The 16167-nt window shown below is 68.9% G+C and carries 14 protein-coding genes and 1 tRNA gene; 8 read left to right on the top strand and 7 right to left on the bottom strand.

What is annotated here, in order from left to right; translation table 11 throughout:
* Both ACFWY9_RS03150 and ACFWY9_RS03155 read left to right on the top strand, forming a co-directional pair.
* Nucleotides 1–2748: an FtsK/SpoIIIE domain-containing protein gene (locus tag ACFWY9_RS03150; protein ID WP_378326923.1), complete on the top strand. Its 2748-nt coding sequence runs from the start codon at nucleotides 1–3 to the stop codon at nucleotides 2746–2748.
* The gene (locus ACFWY9_RS03155; protein ID WP_378326924.1) at nucleotides 2745–3116 is read left to right on the top strand and encodes a hypothetical protein; all 372 of its coding nucleotides are present in this window, start codon (nucleotides 2745–2747) and stop codon (nucleotides 3114–3116) included. Before ACFWY9_RS03150 ends, ACFWY9_RS03155 begins: the two co-directional genes overlap by 4 nt.
* A gap of 134 nt (nucleotides 3117–3250) precedes the next feature.
* Here the strand turns inward: ACFWY9_RS03155 and ACFWY9_RS03160 are convergent, their stop codons facing one another.
* The gene (locus ACFWY9_RS03160) at nucleotides 3251–4597 is read right to left on the bottom strand and encodes a hypothetical protein (protein ID WP_378338008.1); all 1347 of its coding nucleotides are present in this window, start codon (nucleotides 4595–4597) and stop codon (nucleotides 3251–3253) included.
* A gap of 63 nt (nucleotides 4598–4660) precedes the next feature.
* Here ACFWY9_RS03160 and ACFWY9_RS03165 point away from each other — a divergent pair, with 63 nt between their 5' ends.
* From ACFWY9_RS03165 to ACFWY9_RS03175, 3 genes are read left to right on the top strand one after another with little or no spacing between them, the layout of a single operon-like run.
* Nucleotides 4661–5092: an SRPBCC domain-containing protein gene (locus tag ACFWY9_RS03165; protein WP_378326926.1), complete on the top strand. Its 432-nt coding sequence runs from the start codon at nucleotides 4661–4663 to the stop codon at nucleotides 5090–5092.
* Nucleotides 5082–5435, top strand: a complete 354-nt coding sequence (locus ACFWY9_RS03170; RefSeq protein WP_378326927.1) for an ArsR/SmtB family transcription factor — start codon at nucleotides 5082–5084, stop codon at nucleotides 5433–5435. The genes ACFWY9_RS03165 and ACFWY9_RS03170 overlap by 11 nt, the downstream gene beginning before the upstream one ends.
* The gene (locus ACFWY9_RS03175) at nucleotides 5432–6145 is read left to right on the top strand and encodes a DUF899 family protein (RefSeq protein ID WP_378338009.1); all 714 of its coding nucleotides are present in this window, start codon (nucleotides 5432–5434) and stop codon (nucleotides 6143–6145) included. Before ACFWY9_RS03170 ends, ACFWY9_RS03175 begins: the two co-directional genes overlap by 4 nt.
* Nucleotides 6146–6203: 58 nt before the next feature.
* On the opposite strand, the gene ACFWY9_RS03180 is transcribed toward ACFWY9_RS03175, so the two are convergent.
* The 6 genes from ACFWY9_RS03180 to ACFWY9_RS03205 all read right to left on the bottom strand — a co-directional run bounded on the left by ACFWY9_RS03180 (nucleotide 6204) and on the right by ACFWY9_RS03205 (nucleotide 12010).
* Nucleotides 6204–8630, bottom strand: coding sequence for an endonuclease/exonuclease/phosphatase family protein (locus tag ACFWY9_RS03180; RefSeq protein WP_378338010.1), 2427 nt, complete (start codon nucleotides 8628–8630; stop codon nucleotides 6204–6206).
* Between the two features lie 461 nt (nucleotides 8631–9091).
* Complete coding sequence (locus tag ACFWY9_RS03185; protein ID WP_378326930.1) at nucleotides 9092–9547, bottom strand: limonene-1,2-epoxide hydrolase family protein; 456 nt, start codon at nucleotides 9545–9547, stop codon at nucleotides 9092–9094.
* The gene (locus ACFWY9_RS03190; RefSeq protein WP_378338011.1) at nucleotides 9544–10497 is read right to left on the bottom strand and encodes a TauD/TfdA dioxygenase family protein; all 954 of its coding nucleotides are present in this window, start codon (nucleotides 10495–10497) and stop codon (nucleotides 9544–9546) included. The genes ACFWY9_RS03185 and ACFWY9_RS03190 overlap by 4 nt, the downstream gene beginning before the upstream one ends.
* A 426-nt stretch (nucleotides 10498–10923) precedes the next feature.
* Nucleotides 10924–11010, bottom strand: a tRNA-Ser gene (locus tag ACFWY9_RS03195).
* Nucleotides 11011–11066: 56 nt separating this feature from the next.
* Nucleotides 11067–11504, bottom strand: a complete 438-nt coding sequence (locus ACFWY9_RS03200) for a nucleoside deaminase (protein ID WP_378326932.1) — start codon at nucleotides 11502–11504, stop codon at nucleotides 11067–11069.
* A 23-nt stretch (nucleotides 11505–11527) separates the two neighbouring features.
* A complete protein-coding gene (locus ACFWY9_RS03205) occupies nucleotides 11528–12010 on the bottom strand; it encodes a tRNA adenosine deaminase-associated protein (RefSeq protein WP_378326933.1) in 483 nt (160 codons plus the stop codon).
* A gap of 76 nt (nucleotides 12011–12086) precedes the next feature.
* Between ACFWY9_RS03205 and ACFWY9_RS03210 the strand changes: the two genes are divergently transcribed.
* The 3 genes from ACFWY9_RS03210 to ACFWY9_RS03220 all read left to right on the top strand — a co-directional run bounded on the left by ACFWY9_RS03210 (nucleotide 12087) and on the right by ACFWY9_RS03220 (nucleotide 15976).
* Complete coding sequence (locus tag ACFWY9_RS03210) at nucleotides 12087–13322, top strand: M20 family metallopeptidase (RefSeq protein WP_378338012.1); 1236 nt, start codon at nucleotides 12087–12089, stop codon at nucleotides 13320–13322.
* Between the two features lie 557 nt (nucleotides 13323–13879).
* Nucleotides 13880–14980: a chitinase gene (locus ACFWY9_RS03215; RefSeq protein WP_378338013.1), complete on the top strand. Its 1101-nt coding sequence runs from the start codon at nucleotides 13880–13882 to the stop codon at nucleotides 14978–14980.
* A gap of 87 nt (nucleotides 14981–15067) precedes the next feature.
* The gene (locus ACFWY9_RS03220; RefSeq protein WP_378338014.1) at nucleotides 15068–15976 is read left to right on the top strand and encodes a dihydrodipicolinate synthase family protein; all 909 of its coding nucleotides are present in this window, start codon (nucleotides 15068–15070) and stop codon (nucleotides 15974–15976) included.
* Nucleotides 15977–16167 lie beyond the last annotated feature (191 nt).

Below are 16167 nucleotides of genomic sequence, written 5' to 3' on the forward strand. Positions count from 1 at the left end.
ATGAAGAGCAAGGCAGCCGAACAGCGCGATCGGGTACGGACCGCGCTGAACCGGGTCCGGCACCAGATCGGGCTGGTGCTCGGCGCCGCCGCGGGCGCCCGCAAGGCCGCGGCGGCCGAGCTCGCCAAACTCGAGCTGGAACAGCAGATCGTCAAGGTCGGCATGGACCACGCCAGCACCGAGCAGCAACACGAATGGTCCCGTCACCCCGCCGCGCACGACGTCTTCACCGCGTTGAGCGGCGTCCGCAGTGCGTACTACACCGATTGGTCCTCGGGGCCGAACGAGTTGCGGGAACTGGTCGCCGCCAACGCACCCGGTCCGGCCGGACGGCCACCGGGCGAATGGCTCGGCCGCGTCGGCCACAACCCCGGCATCACCGCGCCGGGGTTGTGGCGGGTCGGCTCGGTGACCACCGCGGGCCGCGACATCGCCCGCACCTTCGACGTCGCCGTCCCGTTGCTGGACGAATCCCATCTGGCGATCACGTCGGCGCCGAAGACCCGGCCCGCCATCGACGCGATCGTGCAGAACCTGCTCATCCGCGTGCTCAGCACGTTCGAACCCGGTGCGGTCCGGGTGCACCTCTGGGACATGGGGCAGCTGACCGCGATCCTGCCGGACCTCTATCCGCTCAGCCGCACCAGCGCGCTGACGCTGTACGACCCGGGACGGCTCGAAGACCTGCTCGACGAGCTCGCCGGGCACATCCGCCGCATCCACGCCACCGGGATGCAGGCGGGGCACACGACATTGCGGGAAATCCGCCGCGCGAGCGGGCAACGGGTCGAACCGTTCCGCATCGCGGTGCTCTACGGCAACGGCGAAACCCTGGAACCCGAACGGGCGAGGGAACTCAAGCGGGTCGCGACCGGCGCGCTCGCGGCGGGTATCTGCCTGATCATGGTGGACGTGCCGACCGCGGTGAACGCGGCGGTCGAAACGCTCAGCCTCATCGACGACCGCCGCGCGATCAGCAGCATGACCGGGACCGACCTTGTCGTCGATCTGGATGCGCCACTGCCCTCGGGCCAGGTCATCCGCGCCGCGGGCCGGATCGCCGAGGCGCTGATCGCCAAGCAGGGCGGCCCGCGTTCGTTCGCCGATCTGCTGCCGACCGAGTTCGGCAAGGAGAGCTCCGCGCGTGAACTCCGTGCGCCCGTAGGGTTTTTCGAAGGTGAGCCGGTCGAGGTCGTCATCGGCGACGCGAGCCCGCACGCGCTCATCGGCGGCCCGAGCGGTTCGGGGAAGACGAACTTCCTCTACGCGATGCTGGGCAGTATGTGCGCGCGGTACGGTCCGGACGAGCTGGCGCTGTACCTGCTCGACTTCAAGGAAGGCGTGTCGTTCGCCGGGCTCGCGCCCGGCCGCAAGGACGCCAGCTGGCTGCCGCACGCCCGGCTCGTCGGCGTCAACGTGAACACCGACCGCGAATTCGGCTTGGCACTACTGCGATTCCTCGCCGACGAACTACGGCGCCGCTCCGCCGCGGCCAAGGAACACGAGGTCACGAACCTCGCGGACCTGCGCGAGCAGGACCCGGAGGGGCACTGGCCGCGGATCGTGGCGGTGATCGACGAGTTCCAGTACCTGTTCGCCGGGCGCGACGGTGTCACCGCGCAGGCGACCCAGCTGCTGGAGGACATCGCGCGGCGTGGGCGTTCGCAGGGTATCCACCTGGTTCTGGCCAGCCAGGACGTCGCGGGCATCGAGGCGTTCTGGGGCAAGCCCGCGGTGTTCGAGCAGTGCACGCTGCGCATCGCGATGCCGAAGGCGCGGCGCGTACTCGCCGAGACCAACAACGCGGCGGTGTCCGCGCCGAAGTGGCACGCCGTGCTCAACCACGATTCCGGTGTGGCGCACGGAAACCAGCTGGCCCACGTGCCGGACGCGAGCAGCAAGAACGTCTTCGTCGACCTGCAGCACAAGCTGTGGGAGAAATACGCGGACAGCTTCGCTCGGCCGCGCCTGTTCGACGGCGCGCATTCGCCGATCCTGGAACACTTCCCGGTGTACACGGGCCTGGAACCGAACACCAAACCCCGTGCGCTGCTCGGCCAGTCGATCGACGTCACCGAGGCAGCCTGCGGCGTCGACCTCCCGCCCGCGCCCGGCCGCAACATCGCCGTGCTGGGCGCGGCGACCGCGGAGGCACTGTCCATCATGGACTCTGCGGTGCGGTCGCTAGCCCGCCAGTACGAGCGCGGGGCGGTCGAGTTCGTGGTGAGCTGCCCGGTCGAGGCCTGCGCCCCGGCCGTCGGCGAGCTGGCCGAACGGTTGCGGCACGAGGGCCACCGGGTCGATCTCACCGATGATCTTCCAGCTCGGCTGGGCGAGATCGTCGACGGACTGTCCACAGGGGACACTGCGAAGATTCTGCTGCTGTACGGTGTCGACGCGGCACTGCCCGCGTTGGAGGCCAAGGCGGTCGGGCAGCCGAAGAGCGGGCTCGACCATCTGCGCACGCTGCTCAAGCAGGGCCCCGGCCACGGTATTCACACCATCGGCTGGTGGCGCAGTATCGCGCGACTGAAAGACACTCTCGGTTTCGGCGGCACGGACGACATCGGCACCTGGGCGGCGCTCGACGTGCAGGGCAACGAGCTGTCGCCGTTCGCCGCGGGCCAGGTCGTGCACTGGTCACCGCGCCCGGGCCGGGCGCTGTTCTTCGACCGCAGCACCCATGGCGCGCCCGAAGTGATCATCCCGTTCCAGCGGCCCGATTCCGAAGGGACTGGCGTGTCATGACCACCGACGACGGTGTCACCGCCGCCATGCGGTACAAGGAAATCGTGGGCATGGCCAGGGGCTCGGCCGAGAACCTGCGCAACTGGGAACTCGCCCGCGTCGACGAGCTCGAAGCCGCGATGGCCGACGCGCAGGCCGCTGTCGCCGCCGCCACCGAACGCGAGGAGCGTGCCGCCGAACGCGCCGCCCGCTGGTGGAAAATGGCGCTGCACAACGTGGAACGGCTGGTCTGGCTGGACATCGAGGAGCCGGAACCGGTATCGACCGCCCGGCCACAGTACCTGGAGCGCTACCTGGAAGAGGTCAAGCCGAGCTACCAGGAACTGGTCCAAGCCGTCCTGGCCCTGGGCTGGCGCGCAAAACGCTGATGACGTGATCGAACAGCGGTCTCGCGTGATCAGCCGGAGATCTCACGTGATCAGAGACGGAACTCGCGTGATTGGGCGGGGTGCGCACCCAATCACGCGAGATCTCCGTTCAATCACGCGAGTTCCGCGTCCAATCACGCGAGTTCTCGGCCGGTGAGGGCTTCGGAGCGGCTTTGCCGTGCGGTTTCCAGCAATGTCCGACGTAGGTCTTCACCGCCGCCGGTGTGTTCGCAGACCCAATCGAGTTCGTCGGACAGCGTGGTGTCGAAGATGCCCGGGTCGTCGGAGGAGACCACGACCGGCAGCCCCGCCGACAGGAATCGGTGGACCGGATGCTGTGCGGGGTCGGTGAATCCGCCGATCCGCCGGTTCGACGTCGGGCAAACCTCGACCACCGCACCGGTCGCGCGAACTCTGGCGATGGCGTAATCCTGGCGGCGACGGACCTCGGCGAGTCGCGCGTGGTCGTAGTCGATGGTGATGCTCGCGTCGTCAGGCATCGCATCGAGCCGGGCGAGTTCCACGCGTAGCGAGGCCGGATCGACATGGACACCGGCAGTGCGCAGTCCGTCGTGGTGGCGAAGGTCGTAGGCGATCTGGTCCCGGCGCTCGGCAACGGGCTCCGAACGGGTGTGGGCGCCGAAAACTGCGGGCTCCACGCCCAACGCGATCGCGTGCCCCAGCCGGTGCGCCCCGAGTTCGGCCGCCTCGTCCACCCAGCGCACCGCGCTTTCCAAGCTCTTGTCGCCGAAGCTTTCCCCGACGTGGTACAGAATCGCCAGCGCGCGTTCCGGATGCACCGCGTTGAAGTCGTGGACGGCGGCGAAGAACGCGGCCTTGCGCTTCGGCGGATGTCCTTCCTCGTTGGCGCAGAAATCCACACCGGTCACCGAAGCCCCAAACGGCCCCAAGGCAAGTTCCTGAACGCGCGCCCATTCCGGCCAGGGGTCCTTACGTGGCAACGAAATCGCGAAACGCTCGATAAGCCCGTCTTCGGCGCCACTGCACGCCGCCGCGACCATGTCGGTACTGATCCGGAACTCCGCGTACTCGACGCCCTGCCGCCGATGCTCGACACGGATCCCCGCGGCGAACCGGGCGACCTCGCCCGCGGTGTCGGACCACGGCTTCGAGTGGTCTTCCGGCCGCGCCGCGAGCCACAGCAGGTTCGCCTTGGCCTGGAAACGGGCGAACGTGCCGGCGTCCGCGTCGCCGAACACGAACAGCTTCCCGAACTCGTCGGCTGCGGTCTCGTCACCAGCCCGGTGCCGCTCGACAAGCTGCCGCGCCGGCGGCACGACCCCATACGCGGCCGCTATTTCCGTTTCGTACCAGTCCCACAGCACGTGCTCGGCCCGCGCGAGATGATCGAGCAGCGCGGGAGCGCGGATACAGCCATGGAAGTGGAGGTGCAGTTCGGCGAGCACGTCGCCGAGGCTCGCACCTCCTTCGCCGCGGTCACAACCTGTTTTCGCACCCATTGACGCAACCGTTCGGTTGCCATAAGGTAGCAACCGAACGGTTGCTACTCACTGGAGGCCGCGATGGCTTTTCCCGATCGCATCGAACGGACCGTCGAGATCACCCGCCCACCGGAGAAGGTCTGGGCGGCGCTCACCACCGCGGAGGGGCTCGCCGCCTGGTTCGGCGAGACCGCCGAAATCGACCTGCGCCCCGGCGGCTCGGCCCGGATGACCTGGGCCCACGGGCACACCGCCGACATGCGGGTGGAGCGCGTCGAGGAGCCGGCGGTCTTCGGGTTCACCTGGCGGATCTACGGGCTGCCCGAAGACGATCCGCGCCGCACCTACGTCGAGTTCACGCTCGAACCCGTGGCGGCGGGCACCCGGCTGACGGTGGTCGAGACCGGATTCGCCCAGCTGTCCGAGGACACGTACCGCGTGGCGTTCGACGGCAACACCACGGGCTGGGCGAAGGAACTGGGCGAACTCGTCGCCTACCTCGATGCCGCCTGAGACCGAGGCGATCGCCGAACAGGTCTTCGCCGCACTGGCCGACCCGAGTCGCCGCGCCATCCTGGCGGCGCTCGCCACCGGAGGTCCGGCCACGGCCACGGATCTGGCCGCCCGGTTGCCGATCACCCGCCAGGCGATCGCCAAGCATCTCGCCCTGCTGACCGAGGCCGAGCTGGTGATCGCCGTGCCTGGCGAACGCCGCAGGGTGCGTTACCGCCTGCACTCCGCGCCGATGCATGTCGCACAGCGGTTCCTGGCGGCGCTGGCCCGCGACTGGGACGGCCCGCTCGACGCGTTGAAGAACCACCTCGAAGCAAGCGAAACGAAGGGAGACGATCGATGACCGCGAACAGCCCCACAGTGGTCGGCCGGGCCACCTGGCAGTCCGAAGTGGACAAATTGCGCATCCGGGAAAAGGCACACACCCACGAGGGCGACGCGCTCGCGGCGGCGCGGCGACGGCTGCCGATGGTGGAAGTGGACGCCGGCATCGAGGTGATCGGCCCCGACGGACCGGTCTCGCTGCTGGACGTTTTCGAGGGCCGACGGCAACTCATCGCCTACTTCCACATGTGGCACACCGGTCATCCGGCGGCCGAGCAGTGCGAAGGCTGCACGTTCTACAATGGACAGGTCCGCGAACTTTCCTACCTGCACTCCCGCGACGTCACCTATGCGACGTTCTGTCAAGGCCCGTATGAGGAAAGTGTCCGCTACCGCGACTTCATGGGCTGGGACGTGCCTTGGTATTCGGTCAAGGACTCCGCCGACGCACTGCTCGCCGGACGCCCCTTCTTCTTGCTGGCGTTCTACCTCCGCGACGGCGACAAGGTGTACGAGACCTACTCCACCAGTGGTCGCGGCTTCGAGGTGATGGCGCCGAGCTACGGGCTGCTGGACAGGACCCCTTACGGAAGGCAGGAAACCTGGGAGGACTCGCCGGACGGCTGGCCGCAGGGGTGGCCCGTCGACCAGAACCTTCTCCGCGTCGAGGGACGTCCCGCGGCCCAGTGGTCCCGGCTCCGCGCCGGACGATCCGACGCCCTGCGCTGAACGGAAAACCGCCCCCGAGCCGACGAGCACGGAGGCGGTTTTCCTTACCGCGGAAGGGTTACCGGCCGAACAGCTGGTCCAGCCGGTCCAGCCAGTCGTACAGCGCATCCTGGAACGCGTTGCCCGCGCCCGGCCGGAAGCGCATCACCTGCGGGTCGTGGTCGCTGGCCTGATCGGCGAACTCGGCGTTGACGTGCACGACGTCGTAGTCGACACCGCGCGGCGCGGCCGAGGCCAGTATGTGGTCGAGTACCTGCGACTGTCCTTCGTAGACATAGCTGTATCGCTCGGCTTCCGGCAGCCCGGCGATCAGATCCTTCAGCGCTCCGCCCGCGGTCAAGGTCTGGACGGCGGGCGAGAACGGGTAGTCGTTCAGGTCGCCCGCGACGATGACGTTCGCGGTGCGGTCCGCGGCGAGGATCTTGTCGACGAAGCCACGCAACACGGTCGCCTGCTTGGCCCGCTGCACTTCCGAACTCCGGGACGGCGGCTGGAAACGGCCGTGGGCCGGCTGGTCGCCGCCCTTGGAGTTGAAGTGGTTGGCGATGACGAACACCGTCCTGCCGTGGAACACGAACTCGCCGGCGAGGGGCTTCCGGCTCGTCGTCCATGCCTCGTTGGCGGGGTCGACCCTGCCGGGCGAGAAGGTGAGATGTGGCTTGCCGTGCGTGGTGGCCACGTCGACCGGTGCCGTCGCGGTACCGCCCGGCTTGTCCACAAAGGATACTCTGGCCGGGTTGAACAGGAAGGCGACACGGATGTTGCCGCCCGGCTGCCCGCCGTCGGTGTCGTCGACCGGGTCGATCTCCCGCCATTCGTAGCGCGGCCCGCCCGCCGCGGCGATGGCGTCGGTGAACTTCCGCAGTGTCTGGTCGGCCGCGACGGTGCCGTCGTCCGTCGGCCCGTTGTTGTCCTGGATCTCTTCCAGGTTCACGATGTCCGGCGAGGCCAGACTGTCCACAATGCCCTTGGCCAGCTTGCCGAACTTCTCCGCACTGTCCTTGGGGGACAGGTTCTCGACGTTATAGGTCGCGACCGCGAGTTCACCGGAACGCTGTTTGCGCGTGGTCTCCCGCTTCAGTCCGTTGTCCTTCTCGGTGCCGAGCGTGCTCGCGAACAGCGTGTACCCACCGAAACTACTGTATTCGACCGGGCCGGAGGTGACCCCGGCCAGCACGTCGCCGACGTTGACCTTCGGGAACGGCCGCTGCTCGAACGGAATCAGCGATCCGACCTTGAGCACACCGGTGTTGAGCTTGTCGTAGCCCAGATACACCGTCCCGCCGCGCGACGTCTCGTGCTGTTGGGGCTTCGTGGTGACATACAGCTCGTTGTACTGGGTCGTCGGGCCGACCACCCGCGCGTCCATGACGCTGATGATCTCACTCTCGTGGGACTCCCAGAAATCCAGCGAGTACTTCGACGGCTCCAGCGGCAGCGATTCGATGTTCCCGCCCGGCGACGGCGCGTACGTGTCGGGCACCTGCTCCGGCGTGACCACAGTCGGCGCGGGCAACGGGTTTCCGTGCGATTCGACCGTCCACTGTGCACTCGACAGCTCGGTCAGCGACTGGTGCGTCGACGTCGCGGGCGCCTCGGGATAGAACTCGCGCACGACGCCGCTCGCCGTGACCGCGTCTCCGACCGCGACCGCCGGGCTGGTGGATCCGGTGAACACGAACAGGCCCTCGCTGGTGCGCGGGTCGTTGTCCGGCCGCGGGTCGGTGAACCAGAATCCCCGCGCGGAGCCGAAAGTCCGCACCGCGGTCACGATCCCGGTCACCCCGCCGACCTTCTGGTCCTTCAGCGGGGAAATCCGCGTCGTGCCCTGGATGTCGTGGATCTTCGCGGCGACCGGCGGCGGGCCGTCCCCGCCCGGTGTCTCGCCCTTGCTGTTGACCGGGGTCGGCGCGCCGACGGTGAAATCGGCAGCGTTATCGTCCGTGTCGGCCAGCGAAGCGGCGCGGGCGGCGGACGTCGTATTGGACGTTGCCGCGGTGGCGGAACCCTCGCGGACCACCGCCGAGCCGAAGCCGACGAGGTCCTTGATCCGTGTGTCGGCCGCGCAGTCGGCAGCGGTCTTACAGGTCAGCGGGGTCGTGCCGTGGACGAGCGCGACCGTGCCCGCGGTGGCGGAAAGCCCGATCGTGCCGGTGGCGTCCGGGGCCGGCAGCGCGACCGTCCCGCCCGCGCCCTTCGCCTCGGCGACGAGGTAGCGCCCGCCGGGCTGGACGCCTCCGGCGAGCGTCGTGACCTGCCAGGTGCTCGACGCGCTCGGCGTCCCCGGCAGGTACTGGACGCTGAAGCCGTCCAGGCTCGCGGCCGCCGCGCCACGGTTGCCGAGTTCGATGAAGTCGCTGGTCAGCGTGGCGCCTGAATTGCCGCCTCCGCCGTAGACTTCGGCGATCACGGCGTCGGCGCTGGGCGTGGCGAGCGCCGGCGCCGCCGTCACCCCGCCGAGCAGCAAGCTTGCTGAGGCGATCACGGTCAGTGAAGCTGTTGCTCTGGTGCGGCGGGTTCTGCTCACGCTCGGTCCCCCTGGTCGATCGGACGGTCGACGCATCGTCCCCCGAACAAGTGAGGATCAGGAAGACACAATGGCAACAATTCGTGACGCGTGACCACGCAAACGCACAAAGTGACAGTGCGGGCGGTCCTGTCACCCGGACGGCGCATCTGCCTTAAATGAAGCTCAAGCTTCGGCGCCTTTGCCGGTGGGGCGCAGTACCTTACTCATGGGCGACCGGAAAAGTGTTCTAGACCACAGTTCGAGGACACGGTGGACCGAAGGCCGCTCACCGGCCACACGGCACGGGGGGAGGGAGTCTGATCATGTGGGGGCTGATCATTCTCACTTGCGTGTCCGTGTAGCCGCGCTGCCAGGGCGCTCCTTCGCTGCGGGGGTCACCGTCGCGTGAGGGGCGCCCTGTCATCGTGTTCGCCGGGTCAGCCGTGGCTGGGCTGGCCCTGCCCGCGGGTCCTGGCTCGTTCGAGCAGGGTGCGCGCGCCGGCCAGCGCCGCGCGGCCCGCCCCCTTCGCGCTCGCCGCGAGGAACGTCGTCCAGTCGAAATAGTCGCGCCACAGCACGATTTCGTCGCCGACGACCTCGAACGTGCCGCACACCCAGAACTCCGCCTCCCACGCGCCCGCGCGCAGCACGTCGGTGCGCTCGGTGAGCACGATCGGCCCGTCCGCGGCGATGTGATGCGTCCGCGCCTCGAACCCGGTGCCGAACCGGGCCATGAGGCGCAGCTGCTTCTCCACCGCCGCGCGGCCGCGCGCGGGCGGCAGCGGGACGTTCTGGTACACGATGTCGTCCGAAGCGAAGGCCAGCGCGCCGTCGATGTCGAGGTTCTCGAGCGCACGAAGGAAGTGTTCAACCACGGCTTTGGGCTCGGTCATACCTTCGAGGTTAGGCCCCCGAACGGCCGGTCGCCCGCGATCGCGACGCGCTCGGCCACCCGCACGTGCGGGTGGTAGTCGTTGACCGCGTAGTGCTGGGTCGCGCGGTTGTCCCAGAACGCCACCGAACCGGGCCGCCAGCTGAACCGCACCTGGAACTCGGGGATGTGCGCGCGGGTGAAGAGGTAGCGCAGCAGGCGGTCACTCTCGGCGCGGTCCATGCCGACGATGTGGGTCGTGAACGCCTGGTTGACGAACAGCGTGCGGCGACCGGTCTCCGGATGCACGCGAACCACCGGGTGTTCGACCGGCGGGAACTCGTCCTGCCTGCGCGCCAGCGATTCCGGGTCGGCGAACCGGGCGAAACCGGGGATGAAGTCGTGCACGGCGGTGAGCCCGTCGATACGGGCACGGACGTCCTCGGGCAGGTTGTCGTAGGCGGCAGCCATGTCCGCCCACATCGTGTCGCCGCCGACCGGCGGCACCTCGATCAGCCGCAGCACCGAGCCGAGCGCGGGGTTCGGCCGGAACGTCACGTCGACGTGCCAGATGTTCTCGAACGCGGGCATGCTCGCCGAGCGCGCGAACCGGGTCACCTGCTCCGTGTCGCCCCGCGGGATGAACGGGTTCGTCTCCAGCTCACCCCAGTTCGCCGCGAACGCGCGCTGCTGCGCCGAAGTGATGTCCTGATCGCGGAAGAACAGCACCTTCCATTCGAGCAGCGCGCGGTTCAACTCGGCACGCAACGCGGGTGTCAGCGGTTCGCCGAGGTCGACGCCGCCGATCTCGGCGCCGATGACCCGGCCGAGCGGGCGCAGGTCGAACAGCTCGTACGGACGTTCCTCGACGCCTTCCGGCAGCCTGCGCAACACACGCGGGCCTTCGAGGATGCCGTCGGCGGGAACGGTCGCGGGGCGAAGCTGGACACGGGCAGGCACATCCACGGACATTGTTGGCTCCCAAGGTATTTCTGGATTCGGGCAGGCGAAGACCGCCACGGTTTCGCCGTGGCTTTTCGAGCGACTACGCCTTACGCGGGCGGGGAACCCAGACGCCCGCGACGCAGGAGCAACGCCGCGACCCCTTCACCGGCCGACCGGACACGACCACAGTCGACCCACCGGACAAGCACACTTTCCCGGCTGACTGGCATGTCCCCATAGTGTTCCCATGCCCGGTTCATGGTCAACCCGTCCACAAGGTGAGACCCTGCCGGAAGGTGACCACACGGGGTCGGGACCGAACAACGAAAGGTGCCCACCACCGGGGGTCCGGGGGCGGAGCCCCCCGGGCGGGGTCTGGGGGTTGCACCCCCAGAAACACGGCGAGCGAGACACGTCGACGCTTTCCGTCGACATGCCTCGCCCACTCGCGAGCGGTGGCGGTGGGATTTGAACCCACGGACGGGGTTAACCGTCACACGATTTCGAGTCGTGCTCCTTCGGCCGCTCGGACACGCCACCGCCGAGAACAATACCGGACGGCCTTCGCGCTCTGTGAGGGGCCCGGCCGAGGCGGCTCAGGCGCCGGGGCGGCGGTCCGCGAAGAAGCCTTCGAGCAGGCCCGCGCACTCGGGTTCGAGCACGCCGCCGTACACCTCGAGGCGGTGGTTGAGGCGGCGGTCACGCACGACGTCCCACAGTGAGCAGACGGCCCCGGTCTTGGGCTCCCACGCGCCGAACACCAGCCGCGACACCCGTGCCAGGACGAGGGCTCCCGCGCACATCGTGCAGGGTTCGACGGTGACCGCGAGCGTGCAGCCTTCGAGGCGCCAGCCGTCGCCGAAGCGTTTCGCCGCGGCACGCAGCGCGAGGACCTCGGCGTGCGCGGTGGGGTCGCCCAGCTCGACGCGGGCGTTGCGGGCGGCGGCCAGCGGGGCGCCGTCCGGGGCGAACACGACCGCGCCGATCGGCACGTCCGCCCCCGGGCCGCGCGCTGCTTCGAGCGCGGCCTCCACGGCTTCGGTGTCGGTCGGGCGTCTCAGAGCTCGTCCAGCAATCTCGCGAACTCGTCGGCGAACCCGCAGCGCTGCGCGATCATCTGCAATTGCTCGTCAGGGTAGAGATCCACCTCACCGACGATGACCTCGAGTTCGACTCCTGGCAACCCGAGATCGGCGAGAATCTCCAGATCACCCTCCGGCCAGACGGCGTCGTCGTCCTCGTCGGGGGGATCGACCCGCAGGACGTCGAGGACGTCCGCGGCGATGTCGTAGTCGAGCGCGGCGGCGGCGTCGGACAGCAGTAGCGACGGCCCCCTCGGACTCGGCCGGACGATCACGAAGAACTCGTCGTCGACCGCGAGCAGCCCGAACGCCGCTCCGGTCGACCGGAGTTTGCCCAGCTCGGTGATCGCCGCGTCGAGTTCCGCCAGCGCCCCCTGGTCGAGGGCACTGCAGCGCCATCGACCGTCCTCCCTCACCACCGCCACGGCAAAGCCCGTGACCGGCTCTTGCACCGCCATGGCCACACCGTATTCCGCCCGTCCCCTCGGCGCACGCACGGTGCGGCCGAAGCGCCGTTGGTGCCACTATCGAGCCATGACAGGACCCACTGACCTGCCCACTTTGCCCGGTGGAGCGTTCGCCGGATTGATCGACGAGGCACGCGCGATCCAGCAGGAAACCGTCGAACTTCGCCGGACGGTGCACCGCCACCCCGAGGTGGGGCTGCACCTGCCGCGGACGCAGGCGGCGATCAAGGACGCGCTGGCGGGGCTGCCGCTGGAGATCACCGAAGGCAGGTCGACGTCGTCGCTGACGGCCGTGCTGCGCGGGGCGAAGCCCGGCCCGGCGGTGCTGTTGCGCGGCGACATGGACGCGTTGCCGCTGCACGAGGACACCGGACTCGACTTCGCGTCCGAGGTCGAGGGCGTCATGCACGCGTGCGGGCACGACGCGCACGTCGCGATGCTCGCGTCGGCGGCGAAGCTGCTGGCGCAGCGGGCCGAGCGGCTCGCCGGATCGGTCGTGTTCATGTTCCAGCCCGGCGAGGAGGGCGAGCACGGCGCGCGGCACATGATCCACGAGGGCGTGCTCGACGCGGCCGGCGAACGGGTCGAGAAGGCATTCGGCCTGCACATCGTCGGACGGGCCCGCAGCGGTGTCATCCAGGTCCGGCCGGGCCCGGTCATGGCCTCGGCCGACAAGTTCGACGTGCTGGTCACCGGCAAGGGCGGGCACGGATCGGAGCCCGACAGCGCACTGGACCCGGTCCCGGCCGCCGCGGCGATGGTCGGTGCGCTGCAGACCATGGTCACCCGGCGGGTGAGCGTGTTCGAACCGGCGGTGGTCACCGTCGGCCGGATCACCGCGGGCACGACGTCGAACATCATCCCGGAGACCGCCGCGCTGGAGGGCACGATCCGGACGCTGTCCGAGCGCACCCGCGCGTTCGTCCGCGAGGAGCTGCCGAAGGTGTGCGAGGCGGTCGGCGCCGCGCACGGCTGCCGGGTGTCGGTCGACATCACGCCCGGCTACCCGGTCAGCGTGAACGACGACGTGGTTGCAGCGCAGGTCGCCGACATCGCGGGCACGTTGCTCGGTCCGTCCAATGTGGAGATATTGGGCGCGCCGGTGATGAAGGCGGAGGACTTCTCCTACGTGCTGCAGCGTGTCCCCGGCGCGTTCGCCTTCCTCGGCGGGTGTCCACAGGGGACGGATCCGGTGGACGCCGAGGACAACCATTCCAGCCGGGTGCGCTTCGACGAGGACGCCATGGTGCACGGGGTCGCACTGCACACCGCGTTCGCCCTGGCGTCACTCAAGGGCTCGTGAGCGTTCCGACCGGGTGCGGACTCGAGCGCCCCGATGGGGTTCTCTCGGTAGGGGTGGAGATGCGGCTTTGCTGGTGGGTGGTGCTGCGAAGGCCTCCTTACCGGCGCTCAACGCTGTGAAGGAGGCCTTCACAGCATTCGGTGCGGTTGGGGGTGCGTGGTGTTCGCGGGGTTGTCGTTGCGGTTGGGGGTCGCGCGGCGGTCGTGGATGTCGCGAACGCTCCGTTCGGGACGTTGATCGTCGGTAACGGCCCGTTCGCGACGTCGCGATGTTGTCGGCGTGGGCGGAGAGAGTCCGAGGGACGCCCTCGATGCACCCAACGCCCCCAGGGACGCCCTCGTCGCACCCCGCCCCCGGCCCGCGCACCGAAAGCGCCCTCCAGCACATCCGGCAACACCCACCGCCCCAGACCCCTTGGCGAGAAAGCCTGAATGACCACCGGGCAACGGGAACGCCCTGAGCAGTCGGCCATCCCGGTGACGACGGTGGTCCAGACCTTGACAGCGCCTCCAGTGGTCTAGTCCACTGGAGGCGCCAGGGGTATTCAGGAGGCCCTGATGCGCCAAAAGGTCTACGCCACCGTCGTCGTACTGATCGCCGCGCTGTGCGGGTTCGCCGCACCCGCCGCCGCCACACCGGCCACTGCCGCGCTGCCCACGCACGCGCTCGTCGGCTATCTGCACGCGAGCTTCGCCAACGGGTCGGGTTACACGCGCATCGCGGATGTCCCGGCCGACTGGAACATCATCGACCTCGCCTTCGCCGAACCGACGTCGGTCACCTCGGGGCAACTGCGCTTCAACCGCTGCCCGGCGTCGGAATGCGCCAACGTCGAGTCCGATGTGGACTTCGCGGCCGGGGTCAAGGCGCAACAGGCCAAGGGAAAGAAGGTACTGATCTCGGTCGGCGGCCAGAACGGGCAGGTGCAGCTCACCTCGACGGCGGCGCGTGATGCGTTCGTCGCGTCGGCGAGCGCCATCATCGACAAATGGGGCCTCGACGGCATCGACATCGACTTCGAGGGCCACTCGCTGTCCCTGAATTCGGGCGACAACGATTTCAAGAACCCGAAGACTCCGTCGATCGTCAACCTGATCTCGGCACTGAAGACGCTGAAGACCCGCTATGGCGAGAACTTCGTGCTCACGATGGCCCCGGAAACGTTCTTCGTCCAACTGGGCTACCAGTTCTACGGCCCGGGCAGCGGCTCGGATCCCCGCGCCGGGGCGTACCTCCCGGTGATCCACGCGCTGCGTGACTCGCTGACGCTACTGCACGTCCAGGACTACAACTCCGGGCCGATCATGGGCCTGGACGACCAGTGGCATTTCATCGGCAACGCGGACTTCCACACGTCGATGACCGACATGCTGCTCACCGGCTTCCCGGTGGCCCGCAACAAGGCCAGCGTTTTCCCGGCGCTGCGGCCGGACCAGGTCGCGATCGGCCTGCCCGCGGCCTCGTACGCGGGCAACGGCTACACCGCGCCCGCCGAGGTCCGCGCGTCGCTCGACTGCCTGACGAAGGGTTCGGGCTGTGGGACGTACAAGCCGCACGGGGTGTTCCCGGCGCTACGCGGGCTGATGACCTGGTCGATCAACTGGGACAAGTTCAACGGCTGGGAGTTCGCGAAGAACTTCACCGGCTACTTCGGCTGAGTCCCGCCTCCCGCGGATCTTTCCGGCTCCTGACAGCTTCGTGTTAATGTCGTATCGTATATCAGATCTGACCTGTCAGGGAGCGCGATGACGTTCGGGGCACAGCGGCGGCGGCTGTCCGGGGTGGTGGCCATCCCGGTCACCCCCTTCGACGCGGACGGCGGCGTCGACGCGCACGCGTACGGCCTGCTCGTCGAGCGGCTGATCGGCGGCGGCATCGAGGCGGTCACGCCGAACGGGAACACCGGCGAGTTCTACGCGCTCGACGAACAGGAAACGCGTCTCTGCCTGGAAACCACGGTGAAAGTCGTCGCAGGACGGGCCAGTGTGGTGGCCGGGGTGGGCCATGACGTCGCGTCGGCGACGCGGGCGGCCCGGCACGCGCGCGACGCCGGGGCGGACATGATCATGATCCACCAGCCCGTCCACCCGTACATCTCGGACGAGGGCTGGGTCGCGTATCACCGCGCGATCGCCGATGCCGTCCCGGAACTCGGCGTCGTCCTGTATGTCCGCAACGCGGCGATCACCGGCACCCAACTCGCGACGCTCGGCGAGGCGGCACCGAACGTCATCGGTGTGAAGTACGCGGTGCCCGACCCGGTGCGGTTCGCCTCGGTGGCGCGGGACGCCGGATTCACACGGTTCACCTGGATCGCCGGACTGGCCGAGCTTTCCGCGCCGGGCTACTTCGCGGTCGGCGCGACCGGGTTCACCTCGGGACTGGTCAACGTCGACCCGGCGACGTCGTCGGAGATGTTCCGCGCACTCGCGACTGGCGACTACCCCGCCGGGATGGCGGTCTGGCAACGGATTCGGCCGTTCGAGGAGATGCGCGCCGCGCACGGGAACGCCAACAACGTCAGCGTGGTCAAGGAGGCACTCGCCCAGCTCGGCCTGTGCCGCCCCGATGTCCGCCCGCCGAGCCGGCCACTCACCGAAGCGGAACGCTCCCACGTCGGCGAACTGCTCGCGGCCTGGGACCTGGCAGGCTAGGCCCCGGCGCTCAAGCCGTTCAGCGATCGGCGATCCTTTGTCCTTTGTGGACTCTCGCCGTAATGACGGGTGCTTGACCAGGCCGGGGGGGGGGGGTGGGCGCGGGGGGGGGGGCGCCCCCGCGACAGAGGAAGAACAAAAAGACAAAACCCCACGCAACACCACCCGGGGGGAGGGCGCGCGCGGACACC

The sequence above is a fragment of the Amycolatopsis sp. NPDC059027 genome, from assembly GCF_042739735.1.
Lineage (GTDB): Bacteria > Actinomycetota > Actinomycetes > Mycobacteriales > Pseudonocardiaceae > Amycolatopsis.

Bases quoted from the DNA above. Each gene is read 5' to 3' on its own strand.
- ACFWY9_RS03150 (WP_378326923.1), top strand. From the start codon at position 1: ATGAAGAGCAAGGCAGCCGAACAGCGCGATCGGGTACGGACCGCGCTG.
- ACFWY9_RS03155 (WP_378326924.1), top strand. From the start codon at position 2,745: ATGACCACCGACGACGGTGTCACCGCCGCCATGCGGTACAAGGAAATC.
- ACFWY9_RS03160 (WP_378338008.1), bottom strand. From the start codon at position 4,597: ATGGGTGCGAAAACAGGTTGTGACCGCGGCGAAGGAGGTGCGAGCCTC.
- ACFWY9_RS03165 (WP_378326926.1), top strand. From the start codon at position 4,661: ATGGCTTTTCCCGATCGCATCGAACGGACCGTCGAGATCACCCGCCCA.
- ACFWY9_RS03170 (WP_378326927.1), top strand. From the start codon at position 5,082: ATGCCGCCTGAGACCGAGGCGATCGCCGAACAGGTCTTCGCCGCACTG.
- ACFWY9_RS03175 (WP_378338009.1), top strand. From the start codon at position 5,432: ATGACCGCGAACAGCCCCACAGTGGTCGGCCGGGCCACCTGGCAGTCC.
- ACFWY9_RS03185 (WP_378326930.1), bottom strand. From the start codon at position 9,547: ATGACCGAGCCCAAAGCCGTGGTTGAACACTTCCTTCGTGCGCTCGAG.
- ACFWY9_RS03190 (WP_378338011.1), bottom strand. From the start codon at position 10,497: ATGTCCGTGGATGTGCCTGCCCGTGTCCAGCTTCGCCCCGCGACCGTT.
- ACFWY9_RS03205 (WP_378326933.1), bottom strand. From the start codon at position 12,010: ATGGCGGTGCAAGAGCCGGTCACGGGCTTTGCCGTGGCGGTGGTGAGG.
- ACFWY9_RS03210 (WP_378338012.1), top strand. From the start codon at position 12,087: ATGACAGGACCCACTGACCTGCCCACTTTGCCCGGTGGAGCGTTCGCC.
- ACFWY9_RS03215 (WP_378338013.1), top strand. From the start codon at position 13,880: ATGCGCCAAAAGGTCTACGCCACCGTCGTCGTACTGATCGCCGCGCTG.
- ACFWY9_RS03220 (WP_378338014.1), top strand. From the start codon at position 15,068: ATGACGTTCGGGGCACAGCGGCGGCGGCTGTCCGGGGTGGTGGCCATC.